This is a genomic window from Alphaproteobacteria bacterium (assembly GCA_040216735.1).
In the GTDB taxonomy this organism is placed as follows: Bacteria; Pseudomonadota; Alphaproteobacteria; order SHVP01; family SHVP01; genus CALJDF01.
The window spans coordinates 649399-667456 of record JAVJOO010000005.1 but is presented as its reverse complement, the minus strand read 5'-3'; the positions used below and the strand labels follow the sequence as shown (position 1 = coordinate 667456).

At 64.5% G+C, this 18058-nt stretch carries 20 protein-coding genes; 5 read left to right on the top strand and 15 right to left on the bottom strand.

The annotated features are described in order from the left end of the window. Positions 1-15 precede the first annotated feature (15 nt). From RID42_16565 to RID42_16550, 4 genes are all read right to left on the bottom strand, one after another. A complete protein-coding gene (locus tag RID42_16565) occupies positions 16-705 on the bottom strand; it encodes a glutathione S-transferase N-terminal domain-containing protein (GenBank protein ID MEQ8249295.1) in 690 nt (229 codons plus the stop codon). Position 706: 1 nt separating this feature from the next. Further along, positions 707-1651, bottom strand: a complete 945-nt coding sequence (locus RID42_16560) for an aldo/keto reductase (GenBank protein MEQ8249294.1) — start codon at positions 1649-1651, stop codon at positions 707-709. Positions 1652-1685: 34 nt separating this feature from the next. Further along, entirely contained in the window at positions 1686-3317 is a 1632-nt protein-coding gene (locus tag RID42_16555; GenBank protein ID MEQ8249293.1) for an AMP-binding protein, read from the bottom strand. A gap of 90 nt (positions 3318-3407) precedes the next feature. Continuing rightward, a complete protein-coding gene (locus tag RID42_16550) occupies positions 3408-3722 on the bottom strand; it encodes a hypothetical protein (protein ID MEQ8249292.1) in 315 nt (104 codons plus the stop codon). 156 nt (positions 3723-3878) lie between these two features. Between RID42_16550 and RID42_16545 the strand changes: the two genes are divergently transcribed. After that, on the top strand, positions 3879-4361 hold the full coding sequence (locus tag RID42_16545) for an Hsp20/alpha crystallin family protein (GenBank protein ID MEQ8249291.1): 483 nt from the start codon (positions 3879-3881) through the stop codon (positions 4359-4361). A gap of 58 nt (positions 4362-4419) precedes the next feature. On the opposite strand, the gene RID42_16540 is transcribed toward RID42_16545, so the two are convergent. The 3 genes from RID42_16540 to RID42_16530 all read right to left on the bottom strand — a co-directional run bounded on the left by RID42_16540 (position 4420) and on the right by RID42_16530 (position 6708). Continuing rightward, positions 4420-4635, bottom strand: coding sequence for a hypothetical protein (locus RID42_16540; protein ID MEQ8249290.1), 216 nt, complete (start codon positions 4633-4635; stop codon positions 4420-4422). Between the two features lie 30 nt (positions 4636-4665). Then, positions 4666-5109 (bottom strand): host attachment protein, encoded by a 444-nt coding sequence (locus RID42_16535; GenBank protein MEQ8249289.1) that lies wholly within the window; start codon positions 5107-5109, stop codon positions 4666-4668. Positions 5110-5184: 75 nt separating this feature from the next. Then, positions 5185-6708 (bottom strand): malonyl-CoA synthase, encoded by a 1524-nt coding sequence (locus tag RID42_16530; GenBank protein MEQ8249288.1) that lies wholly within the window; start codon positions 6706-6708, stop codon positions 5185-5187. Between the two features lie 187 nt (positions 6709-6895). Here RID42_16530 and RID42_16525 point away from each other — a divergent pair, with 187 nt between their 5' ends. Then, entirely contained in the window at positions 6896-7528 is a 633-nt protein-coding gene (locus RID42_16525; GenBank protein MEQ8249287.1) for an FMN-binding negative transcriptional regulator, read from the top strand. 8 nt (positions 7529-7536) lie between these two features. Here the strand turns inward: RID42_16525 and RID42_16520 are convergent, their stop codons facing one another. Next, positions 7537-8238 (bottom strand): hypothetical protein, encoded by a 702-nt coding sequence (locus RID42_16520; protein MEQ8249286.1) that lies wholly within the window; start codon positions 8236-8238, stop codon positions 7537-7539. 2 nt (positions 8239-8240) lie between these two features. Continuing rightward, a complete protein-coding gene (locus RID42_16515; protein ID MEQ8249285.1) occupies positions 8241-8954 on the bottom strand; it encodes a hypothetical protein in 714 nt (237 codons plus the stop codon). Positions 8955-9047: 93 nt separating this feature from the next. On the opposite strand from RID42_16515, the gene RID42_16510 reads away from it, so the two are divergent. Further along, positions 9048-10781 carry a monovalent cation:proton antiporter-2 (CPA2) family protein gene (locus RID42_16510; GenBank protein ID MEQ8249284.1) on the top strand — a complete coding sequence of 578 codons (1734 nt, stop codon included), beginning with the start codon at positions 9048-9050 and terminating at the stop codon, positions 10779-10781. Here the strand turns inward: RID42_16510 and RID42_16505 are convergent. The 5 genes from RID42_16505 to RID42_16485 are packed head-to-tail and all read right to left on the bottom strand — an operon-like array spanning position 10778 to position 16120. Further along, the gene (locus RID42_16505; protein ID MEQ8249283.1) at positions 10778-11287 is read right to left on the bottom strand and encodes a DinB family protein; all 510 of its coding nucleotides are present in this window, start codon (positions 11285-11287) and stop codon (positions 10778-10780) included. The two genes, RID42_16510 and RID42_16505, sit on opposite strands and share 4 nt — an antisense overlap. Positions 11288-11303: 16 nt before the next feature. Next, on the bottom strand, positions 11304-12338 hold the full coding sequence (locus tag RID42_16500) for a threonine/serine dehydratase (protein MEQ8249282.1): 1035 nt from the start codon (positions 12336-12338) through the stop codon (positions 11304-11306). Beyond that, the gene (locus tag RID42_16495; GenBank protein ID MEQ8249281.1) at positions 12335-13189 is read right to left on the bottom strand and encodes an alpha/beta hydrolase; all 855 of its coding nucleotides are present in this window, start codon (positions 13187-13189) and stop codon (positions 12335-12337) included. The genes RID42_16500 and RID42_16495 overlap by 4 nt, the downstream gene beginning before the upstream one ends. A gap of 51 nt (positions 13190-13240) precedes the next feature. Next, a complete protein-coding gene (locus tag RID42_16490; protein ID MEQ8249280.1) occupies positions 13241-14128 on the bottom strand; it encodes an alpha/beta hydrolase in 888 nt (295 codons plus the stop codon). Positions 14129-14140: 12 nt separating this feature from the next. Further along, positions 14141-16120, bottom strand: a complete 1980-nt coding sequence (locus RID42_16485; GenBank protein MEQ8249279.1) for a lytic transglycosylase domain-containing protein — start codon at positions 16118-16120, stop codon at positions 14141-14143. A gap of 108 nt (positions 16121-16228) precedes the next feature. Here RID42_16485 and dapA point away from each other — a divergent pair, with 108 nt between their 5' ends. Both dapA and smpB read left to right on the top strand, forming a co-directional pair. Further along, positions 16229-17104, top strand: coding sequence for a 4-hydroxy-tetrahydrodipicolinate synthase (dapA, locus tag RID42_16480; GenBank protein MEQ8249278.1), 876 nt, complete (start codon positions 16229-16231; stop codon positions 17102-17104). 4 nt (positions 17105-17108) lie between these two features. Beyond that, on the top strand, positions 17109-17582 hold the full coding sequence (gene smpB / locus RID42_16475; GenBank protein MEQ8249277.1) for an SsrA-binding protein SmpB: 474 nt from the start codon (positions 17109-17111) through the stop codon (positions 17580-17582). On the opposite strand, the gene RID42_16470 is transcribed toward smpB, so the two are convergent. Further along, positions 17579-18007, bottom strand: coding sequence for a DUF1801 domain-containing protein (locus RID42_16470; GenBank protein ID MEQ8249276.1), 429 nt, complete (start codon positions 18005-18007; stop codon positions 17579-17581). The two genes, smpB and RID42_16470, sit on opposite strands and share 4 nt — an antisense overlap. Positions 18008-18058: the final 51 nt, after the last annotated feature.

Sequence of the window (18058 nt, the reverse complement as noted above, 5' to 3'; positions counted from 1 at the left end):
CGGCGACGGCGCGGCCTAGGCGGACCCTCGCGCGCGCAACACCTCCGCGATGTGGCGCGCCAAATTCTCGGGCGAATCGTCGCCTGGCTCGGTTGCCCGCTGGGCCTTCACTGATGGCCGCGTCGACTGCTTATCGAACCATGCCGCAAGCGCGGCGCGTCCGGGCCGCCAATCGTAATGGGGATATAACGGATCTTCGGCACCGCGCGCCGGATCGATATAGCTCAGCGGATGCAGGGTCGCGACGCGTCCGATGTCCCATTGGTCGCCCAGCGCCCCGGCATCGCGCTCCATTTGGTCGAGCCCGTGCACGATCTTCGGCCATTGCCGGGCAAAGTGATCGGCGCGGCGTTCCGCGCGCGGCCGTCCATTCTCCAAATTGATCGAAACGGTCGCCTCGAACACGGTATCGGCCAAGGCCATGCGCCGAAGCGCGTCCCACCGCGCCGGGCCCGAAGGCGGAAACAGCACCGGCGCGGGGCCAAGCGAATCGAGGTACTCACAAATCACTTGGCTCCCGTACAGCCCGCTGCCGTCGTCGAGTGTCAGCGTGGGTACCTTGGCAAGCGGGTTGATCGCGCTGATATCGTAAGCGGGCCTGTAGGGATAGACCGGCACGACCGCGATACGGTCCCACACGCCCTTCTCCCGCGCGGTAATGGGCACCTTGTGCAGGCTTGGCGTCGGCGAATAGAACAGCTTCACGTCAGGCGGCGCCGGTGATCCGGTCGATTTCGGCCATGTCCTTCGCCCCGAGTTTCCAACCAACCGCCGCCGCGTTGAGGTGCACCTGATCGGGATGCGTTGCACCCGCAATCACACTGGTCACGGTCGGCCGGGCAGCCAGCCAGGCAAAGGCCAACTCAAGCAACGACCGGTTGTTGCGCGCGGCAAAGGCTGACAGGCCGTCGACGATATCCCAGTTGCGGTCGGTCATGTAGCGGTCGGCCATCATCGGCATTTCGGCCATTCGGGTGCCTGCGGGCGGGGGATTGTCGCGGCTGTATTTCCCGGTCAACAACCCGCTCGCCAACGGAAAGTAAGGCAACAGCCCGAGGCCGCGGCGAACGATCGCCGGCAGCAGCGTGTCGTCGATGTCGCGGGCGAGCAGGCTGTAATGGTCCTGACAACTGGTGAAGCCATGCCACCCGTTGCCGCTCGCCGCATCCTGGGCCTCGTCCAGTTGGTCGGCGGAATAATTGGAACAACCGATGTGACGCACCTTGCCCTGCTGCACGAGATCGTCGAGCGCCTGCAGCGTCTCCTCAATCGGCGTGCCAGCGTCCGGAGTATGGACCTGGTAGAGGTCGATCCAATCGGTCTTCAGCCGCTTCAGGCTCGCCTCGCAGGCCCGCATAATGTAGGTCCGCGACGCGCCGCGCATGGCCCCGTCGTCGCTCATCGGCATCGCGAACTTGGTGGCCAGCACGATGTCCTTGCGCCGGTTGCCGAGGACCTGACCGAGGCAGGTCTCCGAACCGCCGCGCTTGCCATAGACGTCGGCGGTATCGAACAGGGTGATTCCGGCGTCGATCGCGGCATCCACGACGGCCCGCGTCTCCTCGACGCCGATGCGGCCGCCGAAGTTGTTGCACCCCAATCCGACCAGCGAAACCTCCAGATTGGAGGGCCCCAACGTACGATGCTCCATGGCTTTCTCCCTGTTTCGTTTGTGATCGGTCGGCCTAGCTGTCGCGCAGCTTGAAGCGCTGAACTTTTCCGGTCTGGGTCTTCGGCAGCGCGTCGACGAAGTCGATCGCCCGGGGATATTTATAGGGCGCGATCGTCGCTTTGACATGGTCTTGCAGGATTTTAGCCAGGGCCGCATCGCCGCTGACGCCGGGTGCTGCGACGACAAAAGCCTTGACCAATTGGCCGCGCGCGTCATCGGGCACGCCGACGACGGCGCATTCTTGCACCGCTGCGTGGGTCAGCAGTGCGTTCTCCACCTCGGGCCCGGCGATGTTGTAGCCCGCCGAAATAATCATATCGTCGGACCGGGCGATGTAGTGCAAGTAGCCCTCGGCGTCCTCGCGGTAGACGTCGCCGGTCACGTTCCAGCCGTCCTGCACGTAGCCTTTCTGGCGTTCGGCGTCGGCAAGATAGCGGCACCCCGTCGGTCCCCGTACCGCAAGGCGCCCCTCGCCGCCGGGCGGCAGTGGTTCACCTTCGGCGTCGATCAGTCGGGCCTCGTAGCCGGCGATCGCCTTACCGGTGGCACCGGGCCGAATTTCCGCGCCCGACGCGGAAACGAAGATATGCAGGAGTTCGGTCGCGCCGATGCCGTCGATCAACGCGATGCCGGTGGCCTTGTGCCAGGCCTCCCACGTCGCCTTGGGCAGATGTTCGCCGGCCGATACGCACACCTTCAAGCGCGATAGGTCGAAGTCGTTCACCTTCGGCAGCATGGCTCGGTAGGCCGTCGGCGCCGTGTAAATTCCGGTGCAGCCGTACCGTTGAACGGTTTCCAGCATCGTGTCGGGCCCGAACCGCTCGACCATCACCGACGATGCGCCGTAGCGCATCGGGAACACGACCAAAGCGCCTAACCCGAACGTAAAGGCGAGGGGCGGCGATCCCGCGAACACATCGTCGCGGCCGATGGAAATCACGTGGCGCGGAAACAGATCGGCAATCGCCAGGACATCGCGGTGGAAATGGATCGTTCCCTTCGAACCGCCGGTCGTACCGGAGGTGAACGCGATCAACGCAACGTCGTCGGCGGCGGTATCCACGGTGTCGAAGGTCGCCGGTTTGCCAGCCATTGCGCGCTCCAGTGCCTGGTCGCCGGTCCCATCGGCACTGAAATGCAGCGCCGTGATAGGCAAGCCTTTGCACGCGGTATCGAGGTCGGTCGCAAGGGCGATATCGCACAGTGCGTGGCTCACCTGGGCCTTCTCGATCAGGGGAACGAGTTCGCCCGACCGCAGCATCGGCATGGTCGTCACGCAAATCCCGCCGGCCTTCAGCACCGCGAACCATGCGGCAACCAGCATCGGGTTGTTGGGTGCGCGCAACAACACCCTATTGCCGGTTTCCAGGCCCATGTCCTCAACCAATACACGGGCGATGCGATTGGCCTGCGCGTGCAACACCGCATAGGACCAGGACGCACCGTTGAAGTGCAGGGCTGGACGGTCGCCGAAACCGGCGGCGACGTGGATGTCTAGGAGGTCGCGGGCGACGTTAATTTGGCCGGGATAGGCTGCCAGGGCGGGCACCGCGCCGTAGTCCATGTCCGGCCAAAGGTCGAGCGGTGGCAGGTTGTCGCGGGCGAACGTGTCGTTGTGGGCGCTGTGGCCGCGGGGTTGGAACATGGGACGCCTCCTCGGGGCAATTGTGCCCCCCAGGAACGGCTGTCCGCAAATCCCGGCCCGGCGTCGACGCGATTGCGGGCGAGAGGCGTGCTAGTCGTCGTCCCGTCGATCCGGCTGTCCGACTGGCGACCCTGCCGCGGATTGCAAGAGTTGGTGGACGCTCGTCGCTTCATGTCGGATATCCGCGAGGACATCCAGAACCCGGCCCATCGCAACCAAAATCAACGCGCTGCTTAGTCCGGCGATCCACACCGTCAGAATACTCAGGTTGCCTGAGATCCAGGCCGGGTAAGTCAGCACCGCGCCCACGACGTTGACGGTAAAGGCCGCGATCCCGATCACGAAGAGCACTCGGCCCAACAACGGTTCGCGGTAGTGCGGATGATGGTGGTTTCGGTCGAACATAAGTGGCACCTCCGATGTGAACGACCATGGTCGCACGCCGTTCCTCGCGGGCGTTGCGTCGGATCAATTGGAATCTTGACCGCGATCAACGCCAGACCCACCTGTGCGCAATAGAGGAAGGTATCCCATTGGGGGATCCAACTTGTGGAGGACAACATGGCAAAAGGTGAAGTGATTCCGCGTCGCACGGGGCTTGGTACCCTGACATCGTTGCAAGGAGAGATCGATCGCCTGTTTGACGACTTCATGGGCGGTTGGGGAGCCCGCATGACTCCCTGGCGCGAGCCGGAGGGCGAAGACGGTTTCGCCTTGCCCCGGCTCGATGTGTCGGAAACCAAGGAAGCGGTCCACATCTCCGCGGAGCTGCCGGGAGTCTCGGAGAAGGACATGCATGTCGAGGTTGCCGACGGCGTGTTGACGATCACTGGCAAGCACGAAGAAAAGACCGAGGAAAAAGACAAGCACTACCACCGGGTCGAGCGCTCGCGGCGGACCTATCGCCGATCGGTGTCGCTGCCACCGGGCATCGACGATACCAAAGTCGCTGCGACGTTGAAGAATGGCATTTTGGAAATCACGGTGCCAAAGAGCGCGGAGTCCAAGGCCAAGACCCGCAAGATCGAAGTCAAAGCGGCCTAGCCGTCCGTACCGAAGTCGACCGTCGCCGACCGGCGGCGGTCGATCGACCCTGCCGCTGTCACTCCAGGTGGCAGCGCAGACTGGCGAGGTTGGTACCGGCACCCGCGATGACGCATTCCTCGACGATAAGGCGAACGCGCTCGTCGAAGCCGAGAATATCGGCGGTCGTCAATGACGGACTCGGCGATGCCTGGGGCGCCCAAGAAGCGGTGCCCGCTACGCCGACGGCAAGGCCGAGGCCGAAGGCTGCGGCAATGGCGACGCGTGGTTTCATTTTGGCCTCCGAGGCAGTCTGCCAGCGACGTCAGAAATTGATGACGGCGCGCAGATGATCTTCAAGGTCGTGGGTCGCTACCGATACGAGGTCTTTGGCGAGAGTCGTTTCGATCGCAATTTTCCCATCCAGCATCTCGCGCAGATCACCTAGTACTTTTGGAGGGGCGACCACGACCAATCTGTCGAACGCTTTCCGTTTAGCGGACTCTACAAGGTGCGCCACCAACGCGCGTTCGAATCCTTGGGTCGCGATATCCTTGGGGTCTTGCCGAGGTTCCAGAGCATGTCGGCCTGGCCCCATTCGGTCGCCGGTCCGCCCTGGTCGATCGCTGCCGAGTTCTCGCGCCGCGTCATGCCGCGACGGAGAGTCGAAAGTCGCTATTTCGCTAAGGCCTTTGCCGGGCCCGGGCGACTCGACAATGCGAGCGCGACCGGCGTCGGCCAATATCACCCAGGTTGTAACGGCATGCATCGCGCGGCCTCCGGTCGGATCAGAAAGCGACCGTTTCACCGTGCGCCGGTGCCGCGCCTCCGGCATTGATTGCCGTCAAGATGTCTTGGCGGGCGTCTCGAAGGAGCCGCCAAAGGTCTCGCGCAACGTATTCTTGCGCACCTTGCCCATCGCGTTGCGCGGTAGGGTGTCGACGAAAAATATCCGCTTGGGGCGTTTGAACCGCGCTAACCGTCCGTCCAGGGCCCGCAGGATCGCGGCCTCATCGACGATCTCGTCGAGCCGCGTCACCACCGCGACCACCGCCTCGCCGAAGTCGGGATGCGGTACGCCGATAACGGCGCTTTCGCCGACACCCGGTACGGCGTCGATCTCGGTCTCGATTTCCTTGGGGTAGACGTTCAGGCCGCCGCTGATGATCAGATCTTTGGCCCGGCCGACCAACGATACGCGGCCGTCCGCCGCCTGGGTTGCCATGTCGCCGGTGCGAAAGTAGCCGTCCGCGGTCATGTCTTGGGCGGTTTTTTCAGGTTGGCGCCAATAGCCCTTGAACAGGTTGGGGCCCCGCACCTCAAGCCCACCGACGCCGCCCGCGTCGAGCGGCGTACCCGCGTCGTCGACCACGCGAACCGCCACATCGGGCAGGGCGTAGCCGACGGTACCGGCCAAGCGCGCACCGTCGAGTGGGTTGGAGGTAATCATGCCCGCCTCGGTCATCCCATAGCGTTCCAGAATGGTCTGCCCGGTTCGCGCCTCGAACGCCTCGAAGGTCTCGGGCAACAGCGGTGCCGAGCCCGAAACGAACAATCGAACCGATGCGCAGACATCGGCGGTGAAAGCAGGGTCATCCAGCAGTCGCGTGTAGAAGGTCGGCACCCCCATCATCACCGTTGCCTTTGGCAACAGCTCGATCACGGTGGGGGCATCGAAAGACTCCAAGAAAATCATATGCGATCCGTTCAGCAGCACGCAGTGCGTTGCCACGAACAGTCCATGGACATGGTAGATCGGCAGCGCGTGCAGCAGCACATCGCCTGGCACAAACCCCCAAATCCGGTGCAGCGTGCGCGCGTTGGACGATAGGTTGCCGTGGCTCAGCATCGCGCCCTTGGGCCGCCCGGTGGTGCCGCTGGTGTAGATGATCGACGCGAGGTCGTCGTCGTCGCGCGGGCAGATGGCTACGCTCTCGTCTGTAAACGCGGCACCTGCCGCCACGAGAGTCCCGCTGCCGTCGGCGTTCAGGGTCAGCACTGGCGTGGCGCCGAGCGCGTCGGCGATCTTGGGCCGTGCGGCATCGCTCGTCACGAAGACGCTCGGTTCTGCATCGCTCACGAAGTAGCGCACCTCTTCAAGTTCGTACCCGGTGTTCAACGGCAAATAGACCAGTCCGGCCTTGAGGCAGGCGAGGTAAAGAAAGATCGCCTCGGGCGACTTGTCGACCTGAACGGCGATCCGGTCGCCCGGTTTAGCACCCTCAGCCTGGAGGGCGCGGGCGAAGCGGTCGCTCCACAGGATCGCATCGCTAAAGCTAAAGATGCCGCGGCGCGGGCTGTCGATCAGGGGTGCGTCGCGGTCCGCCGGGAACCGGCTTTCGAACAACGCAAAAAGATTGCCGGTCACAAAGAACTCCACACGAGGATCAAAAGACGCGGCAGCCATGGTGGCATGTCGGCGCCGGTCGTGCCACGGCGCCCGAGTACAGGAGGGGCCGATCTGCGTTCGGCGACGAGGGGCAGCGAATGTTAGGATTGTCGCATCCTCCCCGACCCCGGTTCAGGGGTGTGCCACCCCATCGGAAGGCGCTGCCATGTACGTTCCCGCACCCTTTGCGTTTCCGCCCGGCGAGACCAATGTTCTGTTCGACATCATGGCGGCCCACCCGTTCGCGGTGTTGACCGTGACGCTGGAGGGCTCCTTGGAGGCCGTCCACCTGCCGGTCGTGGTCGACCGCGACCGTGGGCCATACGGCACCCTGCGCGCGCACATCGCCCGCGCCAATCCGATCTGGCGGGCCTTCGGTGGGGGCGAAGCGCTGGTCGTTTTCCAGGGAGCGCACGCGTATGTCTCGCCCGACTGGTACGCCACGCCGGGGCTCGTCCCGACCTGGAATTACGTTGCGGTGCACGCCTACGGCGTCCCACGCATCGTCGAAGACCCCGAGCGGGTGTGCGCCCTCTTGGCCGATCTAAGCGCCGCGTCCGAGGCAGGCTTGGCGCCGAAGCCACCCTGGACCCTGGGGGCGCTCCCCCAAGCGCAGATGGGCGCGATGCTCAACGGCATCGTCGCCTTCGAAATCCCGCTCGCCCGCATCGAAGGAAAACGGAAACTCAGCCAAAACCGAAGCGCCGAAGACATCGCGGGCGTGGCGGCAGCATTGGGCGCGCTGGACGGCGAGGGGAACCGCACCGTTGCCGATTTGATGATGGCCGCGCGCGGTTAGCGGCGCCCTCAGGCGCCGCGTTTATCCATACCGTAGACGAAACGGTACAGGCCGATTTCGGGGGCAGCGGCGACGCCGTGTGCCTTGAGGGCGTCGGGGCCGAACGCGCCGCGCGCGGCCGTGCGCACGATCTGATCGGTGCTGGCTTCGATCACCGCCAGCCATTCCACCTTCTCAAGCACCGGCATCGCTCCGCCGAGCGCGCGGGCCTTCGCCCCGGTCGCGTTCGCCGCCTCCAGAATGTTTTCGGCGAGGCACACGCCCATCACGCCTTGCTCTTTGACCATCGGCGCAAAGACAGTATCGCGTAGATGCACGCGGAGCTTTTCCTGCCCGGCCTGATCCTGGGGCGGATAGAAGCGCACCGCGGCCACGGCCCCGCCGACGCCGTGCATCATGTCGATCGTCACGCGCGCGGTCATCCGGTTTAGGACCGTCAGTTGTGGAATGACCTTGAGGCTCCATGGCGTTTGGTTGCCGACCCGTTCCAGGTATCCGTCGCCGGTCAATACGGTATGGCTCTCGGTCTCGTAGGTCGCGAAATACTCAACCTTGGCGTCGACAGCGTCGTAGAACCGCGCGCGGTAGAAACCCGGTGTGTCCAGCGCGCGCTCGTCGATATGTTCGCGAACAAACCATTCGCGCAGTTCCGCGTCGAACGCGGGATTGGTTTCAGTCCAAGAAACCAGCATGCCTTTGTCGTCAGCCATCTCTACCTCTGCAGTTCGATCAATTCGTAGTGAGTCATCATGTACCCCGTTACGGCGCCTTTGAGAAAGACATAGTCGCCGTCGGCGGTGCACCACATGTCGTAGGGCGGGTGGGTTTCTGGCAATTGGCCTTCGGTGCCGACGATCCTGAAGTGCAGGGCATCGAACGTGCCGGCGCCGACCGTGCACTTTTCTTCGCCGACAAATTCGATCCCGAAGTTCAGGCGAAAGATCGTCGGGCCAGTCGCGCCCCGGTGGTCCGGTGACGAAATCATCATGTCGTTCAAATACTGGGTGCCCGGCCCCTTGCCGAGGTCGTAACAGTTCAACAGCCAGCCGTCCGATGCGATCGCGTGGTTGCCGAAACCGCGCGGTTTCTCTGCCACCGCAATGCGTTGGGTCAGCCGCCCTTCGGCCACGGTAGAAGTCTGGCACTCGGCTTCGGTGTCGGTGAACCGGAACCAGCCCGACCCGACGAAATTGCCGCCGACCGTAATGCGCACCGACGAATCGTTGGGCCGCCAATCCCTGTCTACGGTCAACGACACGTCGCGGATCACCGCCGGGGCGTCGTCGATTTCGCAATGGGCGGTGAGGGTGCGCGAGCCGTCGCCGTGCTTGGTCATGCTAAACCATTCGCGCCCGCGCTCGGCATCCATCCGGTCAGGCTTCTTACTGGTGTAGTGGATTCGGCCAAAGGCCGTTTTGTGGGTCATGCGCGCCTCCCCTCAATGTCCGACTGGCTTTGTCCCCGGCACTTTGGTAGCACCTTTGGGGACACGCCCGCCAGTACGGCGAAAGGTTGAACGATGCCGCACGATGCTACGTCCCAGGTCATGGTCGATCTGTTTATCTTCCTGATCGCCGCCGTCGTTATCGTGCCCATTTTTCACCGGCTGCGGGCCAGCCCGATCCTCGGCTATCTCGCGATCGGAGTGGCCATCGGCCCGCACGGTTTCGGCCTGATCGACGATGTGGAGAGCGTGGCCGGCCTAGCCGAACTCGGCGTGGTCTTTCTTCTGTTCACCATCGGGTTGGAATTGCCGTTGCGGCGGTTGTGGGCGATGCGCCGCCTCGTCTTCGGGATGGGCAGCGCCCAGGTCATGGTGAGCGCGGTCGTGATCGGCGGTGTGGCCTTGGCCTGGGGCAACTCGCTCGAGGCTGCGACGGTGCTGGGCCTGTGTCTTGCCCTGTCGTCGACGGCGATTGTCGTCCAGCTCTTGTCCGAACGCGGCGAGTTGGCGACGCCGCCCGGCCATGCCGCGTTCTCGGTTTTGTTGTTCCAAGATCTCGCTGTCGTGCCGATCCTGTTTCTACTTCCTGTCCTGGGCGGGACCGCGGGGAACTTCGCTGTCGACCTCGCGCTCGCCCTCGGCACCGCCGCCGCCGCGGTTCTCGTCATTTACGTCGTCGGGCGCCGGGCACTGCGGCCGTTGTTCCGCGTCATCGCCGGAACCCGCAGCGCCGAACTGTTCGTCGCGACAACACTGCTGGTCACCCTGGGGATTGCCACGCTGACCAATCTCGCCGGTCTCTCTATGGCCCTCGGCGCATTCCTCGCAGGCTTGCTCTTGGCGGAAACCGAGTTTCGCCACCAGGTCGAAACCGATATCCAGCCGTTCAAAGGGCTGTTGCTCGGGCTGTTCTTCATCTCGGTCGGCATGGGAGTCGATTTCGCAGCCGTCGCCGACCGTCTCCACTGGGTGGTTCTGTCGGTTATCGGCCTGATGCTGATCAAAGGCGTGATTGCGGCAGGCATGGCCCTTCTGTTTCGGCAACCGCGCGTTGTCGCAATGCAGGTGGGCTTCCTCTTGTCGCAGTCAGGGGAATTTGCGTTCATCGTCGTCGGCGCGGCGCTGGCGCTCGGTATCCTGCAAGGCGACGTCGCCCAGTTCATGATCATCGTTACCGGGGTCACCATGATGGCGACGCCGATTGTGGCGGGATTGGGCCGCCGCGCCGTCCTTATGATGGACCGCCACGCGCTGGAAATTCGCCCCAACGCGCAAATTGCGGCGCCGGATCTAGAAGACCACATCGTGCTGGCGGGTTTCGGCCGGGTCGGGCAAACCATCGGCCGCCTGATCGAGGCGCAAAAGGTGCCCTACATCGCACTCGACCTCGATGCGCGTCGGCTCGGTGCCTGCCGTGCCCACGGCCTCCCAGTGTTCTACGGCGATGCCAGCCGCAAGGATGTCTTGGAGCGGGCCCGCGCCGGCCATGCGGCGTGCGTTGTCGTCACGATGGACGACCCTGCGCGCGCCGCTCGCACGGTTGCAACCATGCGGCAGTCTTGGCCCGGCGTGCCCGTGTTGGTGCGCGCCCGCGACCGCAAACACGCGACCGAACTCGAACGCGCCGGGGCCACCGGGACGGTGCCCGAAACGGTGGAAGCTAGTCTCCAGCTCGCCGCGCAAACCATGCGCCTCCTCGGGATGCCGCCCGAGGCCGTCAGCCCCTTGATCGAAACCGCCCGCGACGACGAGTACGCCGCCCCCACGCCGATCATCGGCGAAACAACCGAAACGAAGAGCAGCGCCTAGCCGCCCGACCGTCCGGTCGCCATCAGGAACGGGAAGAAGTCGAGCGGCGGGACCTCTTTGCCGAGGCCTGTCAGCATCGTATGGACCTGCCCGCGGTGATGGGTTTCGTGGTTGAACAGATTGGCGACCATCAGGTTGGTGGCGATTGCCACCTTATCGCCGGCGCGGGAGGTGAACCGAATCGGTTCCCTCAGACTGTTGTCGTCGAGGGCATCGACCGCGGCGATGATGCGTGCATCCAGCGCCTCGCGCGCGTCCCGGGTGCTGGCAAACGTGTCGTACAATACGGTATCCAGACCGGCCGGTACGCTCCCGGTGCCGTCGATCCGGTGCATCCAAATCAGGTCGGTGGCAACAATATGATTGAGCGTCCGGTGCACCGATCCGAAAAACGCGCCACGGTCGGCAATATAGTCGGCTTCGCTCAACTGTCCGGCGACACCGTATAGCCGTGCGTTGGCCCACTGATTGTGTTCGGCGCGCAGCGCCAGGTAATTCTTCATCATCGTCCGGTCTCCTGGTCTAGGGGTGGGGCGCAATGGCATCGGCAAAGGTCGCGGGGTCCACGTTGCCGCCCGAGGCAACCACCACCACCGTCTTGCCGCGAAGGTCGACGGCGCCGGCTAGGAGCGCCGCCAGCGCCACCGCGCCGCCCGGTTCGGCAACGACTTTCAGATGTTCGAAGGCTGCCGCCATCGCGCCGCGTACCGCGCCGTCGTCGACCGCGACGGCACCCGTCAATAACGTCCGGTTGACGGCGAAGGTCAGGGCGCCGGGTTCGGGCACCATCAGGGCATCGCAAATCGTGCGTGCACCGGGTTGGTTGGCGACCGGTGACCCGGCGGCAAGCGAGCGCACGGTGTCGTCGAAACCGGCGGGCTCCACGCCGTAGACGGCAGCGTGCGGAAAGCGTTTCTTGATCGCCGTTGCGGTGCCTGCCAAGAGGCCGCCGCCACCGCAGGGCACCAGCACTGCATCGGGCACGATTTCGGCGGCGGTCAAATCCTCGGCAATCTCCAGGCCGACGGTGCCCTGACCGGCAATGATGAGCGGGTCGTCGTAGGACGGAACCAAGACCCGACCCTCCGCGTTCGCCATGTCGATGGCCCGGGCCACCATACTGTAGCGGTCACCTTCGTGCAGGATGACTGTGGCGCCTAGGGCCCGGCACCGCGCAACCTTCAACACGGGCGCTGTGGCCGGCATCAAGACCGTAGCGCTGGTGCCGGCCAGCAGCGCCGAGGCCGCGACGCCCTGCGCATGGTTGCCGGACGAATAGCACAGTACGCCCACCTTTTTCTGTGACGCCGTCAGCCTACCGATCCTATTCCACGCGCCGCGCAGCTTGAACGATCCGGTCTTTTGCAGCATTTCCGCTTTGACCAAGACGCGTGCGCCCGCACGGTCGTTAAGGAGCGCCGCTTCCAAAAGCGGCGTGCGGACGGCGATGCCGCGCAAGCGCGCCGCAGCGTCGAGAATGTCCTCATAGGTCGGTAAGTCCGACGTGGCTCGGTCTGGCGCCTGTTCGAGGGCGGTGCCGGCGTAGGGGGCGTTCACGGTACCCCAGCCATAAAAGCGTCGATCGCGGCCAAAGATTCGGGTTCGTCCAGCAATGGCGTATGTCCGCGATTGGGAATCGTCGCCGCTTGCAGGTCGGGTTTGACCCCACGCATTTCCGCAACGGTTTCGGCGGTGAGAATGCCCGACCATTCGCCGCGAATCGACAGGATGGGCTTGTCTTTCATCGCCTCGAACTTGGCCCAGCTATGGGGCGGGTTGGTGCGGCCGCGATAGGCGTCGCCCATCTTCGGATCGAAATCGAAGTGCACCCGACCGTCGCGGGTTTCGACGAACGTCGCGCGGGCGCGTTCCATCCATTGGGCGTCGGTCAGGCCCGGCGTGGTCTTTTCCGACCAAGCGCGATAGGCGGCGCAAGCGTCGGTCCAATTGGCGTAGGCATAGGGGAGGTCGAAATACTTGGCCACCTTACCCCGACCGCCGCTACGCAGGGCCGGACCGACGTCGTTCAGGACGACGCCGGCGATCAGATCCGGGCGCGACAGGGCCAAGGTCATCGTCACTAGGCCGCCGCGCGACGTACCGACAAAGATCGTGCGCCTCACGCCGATTCCGTCCAGCAGGTCGACGACATCGGCAGTGTCGTTGTCGACCTGGTAGTTCATGTAGTCGAGATCGCGGTCCGAACGCCCACAGCCACGGTAATCCAGCGTTAGCACCCGGCGCGAGCGGCCAAGATGCACTGCAAGCGCATGGTAGTCGCGGCAGTTTCGGGTCAGTCCGCTCAGACACAGGACCGGCGTGCCGGTGTTGTCGTCCGGACCGTAAGCCCGGTAGTACAGCGACAATCCCTCGCGGGTGGTGTGGGTATGTTCGCGGTATTCGGCCACGGCGCCTCCTGGGTAAACGCCGCGGACTTTATCGGTCCGAGCCTAGGGGCGCTACCCGTGGCTAACTTCGCGCGCGTCGATCCGGTCTAAGAACGGGTCGAGCGCGGCGCGCACTTCGGGTTCGCCCAGGCTTGGATTATGTCCGCATCGAGGCACGGTGACCCGGATCAGGTCGGGCTTGGCCGCAGCCATTTTGTCGAAGGTTTCCTCTGTCAGAACGTCCGAGATCTCGCCGCGAACGGCCAAGACGGGGATGCGCCCAAGCGCGCCGAACAGCGCCCAAAGGTCAGGTGGCGGGTTGGGCGGTCGGGCTTTGGTGATGCGAATGTCGTAGTCGGGTACGATCCGCCCGTCCTTTTCGACGAAGCTGTCGTGCGCCAGTTCCGCCCAGTCGCCATCCGTTTTGCCGGGATGGGCGGACCCATAGCGCGCCTTGCATTCGGCGATCGCCGCTTCCCAACTGCCAAAAGTCTCGTCCTTGCCGGCATAGCTGCCGATCCGCTTGAGTGCGGCGAGCGGGATCTCCGGGCCGATGTCGTTCATCACGACGCCCGCCAGGAGCGTCGGCCGTGCCACAGCGAGGCCCATCGAGACGAGACCGCCGAGCGAGGTGCCGATCACAACCGCGCGGTGGATGCCCGTCACCGCAGCGAGGTCGAGGACATCGCGCACGTAGGTCTCGGGTAGGTAGTTCTGGGGGTTCGAATCGTAATCCGATCGCCCCCGCCCACGGTAATCCATGGCGACGACCCTGCGGTCCGGCGCCAATCGCAGCGCCAGCCGGTGAAAGTCCTTCGAATTGCGGGTCAGGCCCGACAGACAAATGATGGCCGTCTTGGTCGATAGGATGTCGCCATAGTCGCGGTAGTAAAGTTGCGTCCCGTCTCCCACGGTAAAGGTACGCGCGCGAAAACCGGCCTCGGGTGCCGCTACGGTCATGCTCATGCCTTCTTAGTTGGTCAGGTCTTTGGTCAGGCGCAGCGGTACCGTCTCGCCCTTGGCGAGGCGGGTACGATAGACCTGCAGATTGCCCATCACCCGTTGAACGTAGTCGCGGGTTTCGGTGAAGGGAATCAATTCGATCCAGTCGACGGCATCGACCGCGTCTGTGCGCGGGTCGCCGTTTTGGCGCAGCCAGCGCCTTACCCGGCCTTCGCCAGCGTTATATGCGGCAACCGCCAACACATAATTACCGTCGAATGTCTCCAGCAATTCCTTCAGGTGGGCCGAGCCCAGCATGGCGTTATAGGCGGGATCGCTGGTCAGGCGCGCGGCGCTGTACCGGACATTGATACTCTTGGCGGTATGCCGGGCCGTCGCCGGCATCAATTGCATCAGGCCGCGCGCCCCGGCATGGCTCACGGCCTCGGGGTCGAAGGCGCTTTCTTGGCGCGACATGGCGAGTAGCAACGCGGTGTCCTGAACGTAGGTCCGCGGCATCTCGATCACGGGATAGGCCCGCGTCGGCAAATAGACGCCGTCGCGTTCGGCGTTCTTGGCGACGCGCACCGCAAGGTCGCGCCGGCCCAGCGCGTCGGCGAGGACGGCGACAAGCACCCGTTCGCCGGCGGTACGCACCTGTTCATCCAAGGTCAATACGAACGGGTCGACCTCCCGGCTTTGGCCGAGGTCGGCCAACAAACGCGTCAGGCGGGCCATCTCCTTGCCCGGGAACGCTTCGGCCTCGGCAATGGTCGGGGCGGGCTCGGGCGGCAGCGCCAAGGTCGGCGCGGCACCCAGGCGTTCGATCGCGAGCTGCCCGTGATAGGTGAGGGGGTAGAGCGCCGCGTCCGCATACCACTTCGCTGCCAGGTCGGTGTCGTCCAACGCGTCGGCGGCGCGCCCGGCCCAATAGGCCGCCCGCGACACGCTGACCGGAAACAACACCGCGTCGTGCAATCTCGCAAAGTGATCCAAGGCCAAGTCGGGCTGATTGAGAAACCGCAGCGCGACCCAGCCCGCTAACCATTCAGCTTCGGCGTAGTCCGCCCCGCCCGGTTCCAAGTCGCTCAACGTCGCCACGACATAGGCGTCGGTGACCTGGCCTTCATAAAGTGCGTTGCGAACCTGGATGCGCCGTTCCTGCCACCACTTGTCGGCCCGCAATTCGCTCAGGCGCGGCTCTAGCATGATCTCGCGGGCGCGGTCGTCGAATCCCTTGGTCCGGCGCCACCGGGCGCGCTCGAAGGCAAGGCCGGGATTGTCGCGCAGTGCGTCGGGCACCCGGCCGATCAGCGTATCGACGTTTCCTGCCGATTCGATCAAGCCGATCCGCGCCAGGCCGAGCGCGCGCAATTCGCTCGATACATTGGGCAGAAGCCGCATCGCGTCGCCGCGGCGGCGATCCCACAGCAATCGGTCCAGCCGTTCGGCGTGATCGTCGCGCGTTAGGAGTTGGCGGTGGCGCCGCAGGATGGTGCGTTCGTCGCCGCGCTCGAAATTGCCTTCGATCCATGCTTCGCGCAGCAGCTTGTAGCCGGCATCGAGTTGGCCGCTGCGTAATTGGGCCTCGGCGAGGCGTATCTTTCCCGTCGTACTGACCGGCGGATAGCGCCCGAACCAGTCCAACACGAAGGGGTCGTCGTCTTCGGGGCGGGCCTGCAGCAACGCTTCGGCATTGCGCAACATGCGCGCCATTTGCGGCCAGTCTGGATGGGTGTCGATGAACGAAGCGATCTCGTCGAAGGTCGGCGTCGCCCCGGGCTGACTGTAGTAGCGCCAACGGAAGTAGCTGGTGGCGAGCGGATTGGTACCCTGCGCGGCGGCTTCCATCGACGCCGCCCAGCGCCCTTTCTCGGCGTCAGCGAACGCCTCGGTGTAGCGCAGCCGGTCGCTCGGCGACAACGCTTCGGCGCTCCAGGCGGCTGGTACCCCCGACCAGAGACCGAACACGACGGTTCCGGCGATGATCGACCCGAGTAGTCGGCCCATGGTCCTCTCACCTCATTCCGGTGCGATCATACACTACCCTCGCTTGCGAGGGTGTGCCCTGCACGCTATGGTCGCGCGAATTTCCACAATGTCTCTATGGGGTTAGCCATGTTCAAGGGCTCCTTCGTCGCGTTGGTGACACCCTTCAAGAACGGCGCTGTCGACGAGAAAGCCTTTCAGGACCTCGTGGAATGGCAGATTTCCGAAGGGACCCACGGTCTCGTCCCCGTCGGAACGACCGGGGAGTCGCCGACCCTCACCCACGACGAACACAAGCGTGTGACCGAGCTGTGCATCGAGGCCGCCGCGGGCCGCGTGCCGGTGATCGCGGGCACCGGGTCTAACGCGACCGCCGAGGCGATCGCATTCACCCAACACGCCAAGGCCGCTGGCGCCGATGCCGCCCTCGTGGTCACGCCCTACTACAACAAGCCGACGCAAGAAGGCCTGTACGCCCATTACAAAGCGATTCACGATTCGGTCGATCTCCCGATCCTGATTTACAATATTCCGCCGCGCAGCGTTATCGACATGTCGCAGGAGACGATGGCGCGCTTGGCCGAACTGCCCAACATCGTCGGCGTGAAAGATGCCACCGCAAGTATTCCCCGCGTCACCTCGACGCGGCTGTTGCTGGGGCCGCAGTTTTGCCAATTGTCGGGCGAAGATCCGACGGCGCTGGCCTTCAACGCCCACGGCGGGCACGGCTGCATCTCGGTGACCGCGAATGTCGCGCCGCGTCTGTGTGCCGAGTTTCAAACGGCCTGGGCGGAGGGGCGTCCGCTCGATGCGCTGGCCCTCAACGACCGGTTGATGGCGCTGCATATCGCGCTGTTTCTCGAAACCAGCCCGGCGCCGGCCAAATATGCGCTGAGCCTGCTGGGCAAGTGTTCCGACGAATTGCGCCTGCCCTTGGTAGGCATCGGCGACAAGACCAAAGAACGCGTGCAAACTGCCCTGAAGTCTGTCGGCCTGATCGAGTGACGACATGGCAGCTAAACCGCCGCGGGTCGACCGCACCGTCGCGGTCAATCGCAAGGCGCGGCGCGACTATCACATCGAGGACTCGCTCGAAGTCGGGATCATCCTAACCGGCAGCGAAGTGAAGAGCCTGCGCGCGGGCGGAGGCAGCATCGCCGAAGCCTACGCCGCCGAACGCGACGGCGCGCTATGGCTGGTCAACGCCCACATCCCCGAATACAAAGCGGCCAACCGCGCCAACCACGAACCGACGCGCCCGCGCAAACTGCTGATGCACAAAAAGCAGCTTGAGAAATACTTGGGCGAGGTCCGGCGTGGCGGCATGACGATCATCCCGCTCAAGATCTATTTCAATGCCCGCGGCATTGCAAAACTCGAACTCGCCTTGGGTCGCGGTAAAAAGAACTATGACAAGCGCGCCGATGTCAAAGCGCGCGACTGGAAACTCAGCCAGGCCCGCCTGTTGCGCAGCCGCGGTTAGCGCCGCGCGGTGCCCCGCGCCCGCTTGCGGGCGTGGTAGGTCAGGGCGAGCGTAATGCAGTGGCGGACCGCCGCGGAGGGAACGGTGGCCCCCGGCGGAAACAAAATCGCACGGTCCCCCTGGAACACAAGCTCGTCGCCGAATAACCCGCGATAACTATCGATCAAATCGGTCTGGCAGTGCACCAGCAGCGCGCAGGCGTCCGGCGCTTCGCGTACCTGCCCGAGCCGTACCGTTGTTCCGGTCCGCGCCTTGGCAGGCAGATAGGCCGGCTGTCCCCACTTCAGCGTCTCGACGACGCCGCCGATTTCCTCGTCGGCCGCGCACTCCAAGATCAACTCGCGCAGCCGCATCATCGTGGCCCGTATCCGTGTCGGATAGGCCTCGTAGGCCGATTGCACTGCGGTGTCGGCGAACGGGCGCATCTCAGCCGCCGCTACTAGCCCAGCCGGTCGGTCGTCCCCATGACGTCACGC

Coding starts and splice junctions, on each gene's coding strand:
- RID42_16560 (MEQ8249294.1), bottom strand. CDS start 1,651: ATGGAGCATCGTACGTTGGGGCCCTCCAATCTGGAGGTTTCGCTGGTC.
- RID42_16555 (MEQ8249293.1), bottom strand. CDS start 3,317: ATGTTCCAACCCCGCGGCCACAGCGCCCACAACGACACGTTCGCCCGC.
- RID42_16550 (MEQ8249292.1), bottom strand. CDS start 3,722: ATGTTCGACCGAAACCACCATCATCCGCACTACCGCGAACCGTTGTTG.
- RID42_16545 (MEQ8249291.1), top strand. CDS start 3,879: ATGGCAAAAGGTGAAGTGATTCCGCGTCGCACGGGGCTTGGTACCCTG.
- RID42_16540 (MEQ8249290.1), bottom strand. CDS start 4,635: ATGAAACCACGCGTCGCCATTGCCGCAGCCTTCGGCCTCGGCCTTGCC.
- RID42_16535 (MEQ8249289.1), bottom strand. CDS start 5,109: ATGCATGCCGTTACAACCTGGGTGATATTGGCCGACGCCGGTCGCGCT.
- RID42_16525 (MEQ8249287.1), top strand. CDS start 6,896: ATGTACGTTCCCGCACCCTTTGCGTTTCCGCCCGGCGAGACCAATGTT.
- RID42_16520 (MEQ8249286.1), bottom strand. CDS start 8,238: ATGGCTGACGACAAAGGCATGCTGGTTTCTTGGACTGAAACCAATCCC.
- RID42_16515 (MEQ8249285.1), bottom strand. CDS start 8,954: ATGACCCACAAAACGGCCTTTGGCCGAATCCACTACACCAGTAAGAAG.
- RID42_16510 (MEQ8249284.1), top strand. CDS start 9,048: ATGCCGCACGATGCTACGTCCCAGGTCATGGTCGATCTGTTTATCTTC.
- RID42_16505 (MEQ8249283.1), bottom strand. CDS start 11,287: ATGATGAAGAATTACCTGGCGCTGCGCGCCGAACACAATCAGTGGGCC.
- RID42_16490 (MEQ8249280.1), bottom strand. CDS start 14,128: ATGACCGTAGCGGCACCCGAGGCCGGTTTTCGCGCGCGTACCTTTACC.
- RID42_16485 (MEQ8249279.1), bottom strand. CDS start 16,120: ATGGGCCGACTACTCGGGTCGATCATCGCCGGAACCGTCGTGTTCGGT.
- dapA (MEQ8249278.1), top strand. CDS start 16,229: ATGTTCAAGGGCTCCTTCGTCGCGTTGGTGACACCCTTCAAGAACGGC.
- smpB (MEQ8249277.1), top strand. CDS start 17,109: ATGGCAGCTAAACCGCCGCGGGTCGACCGCACCGTCGCGGTCAATCGC.
- RID42_16470 (MEQ8249276.1), bottom strand. CDS start 18,007: ATGCGCCCGTTCGCCGACACCGCAGTGCAATCGGCCTACGAGGCCTAT.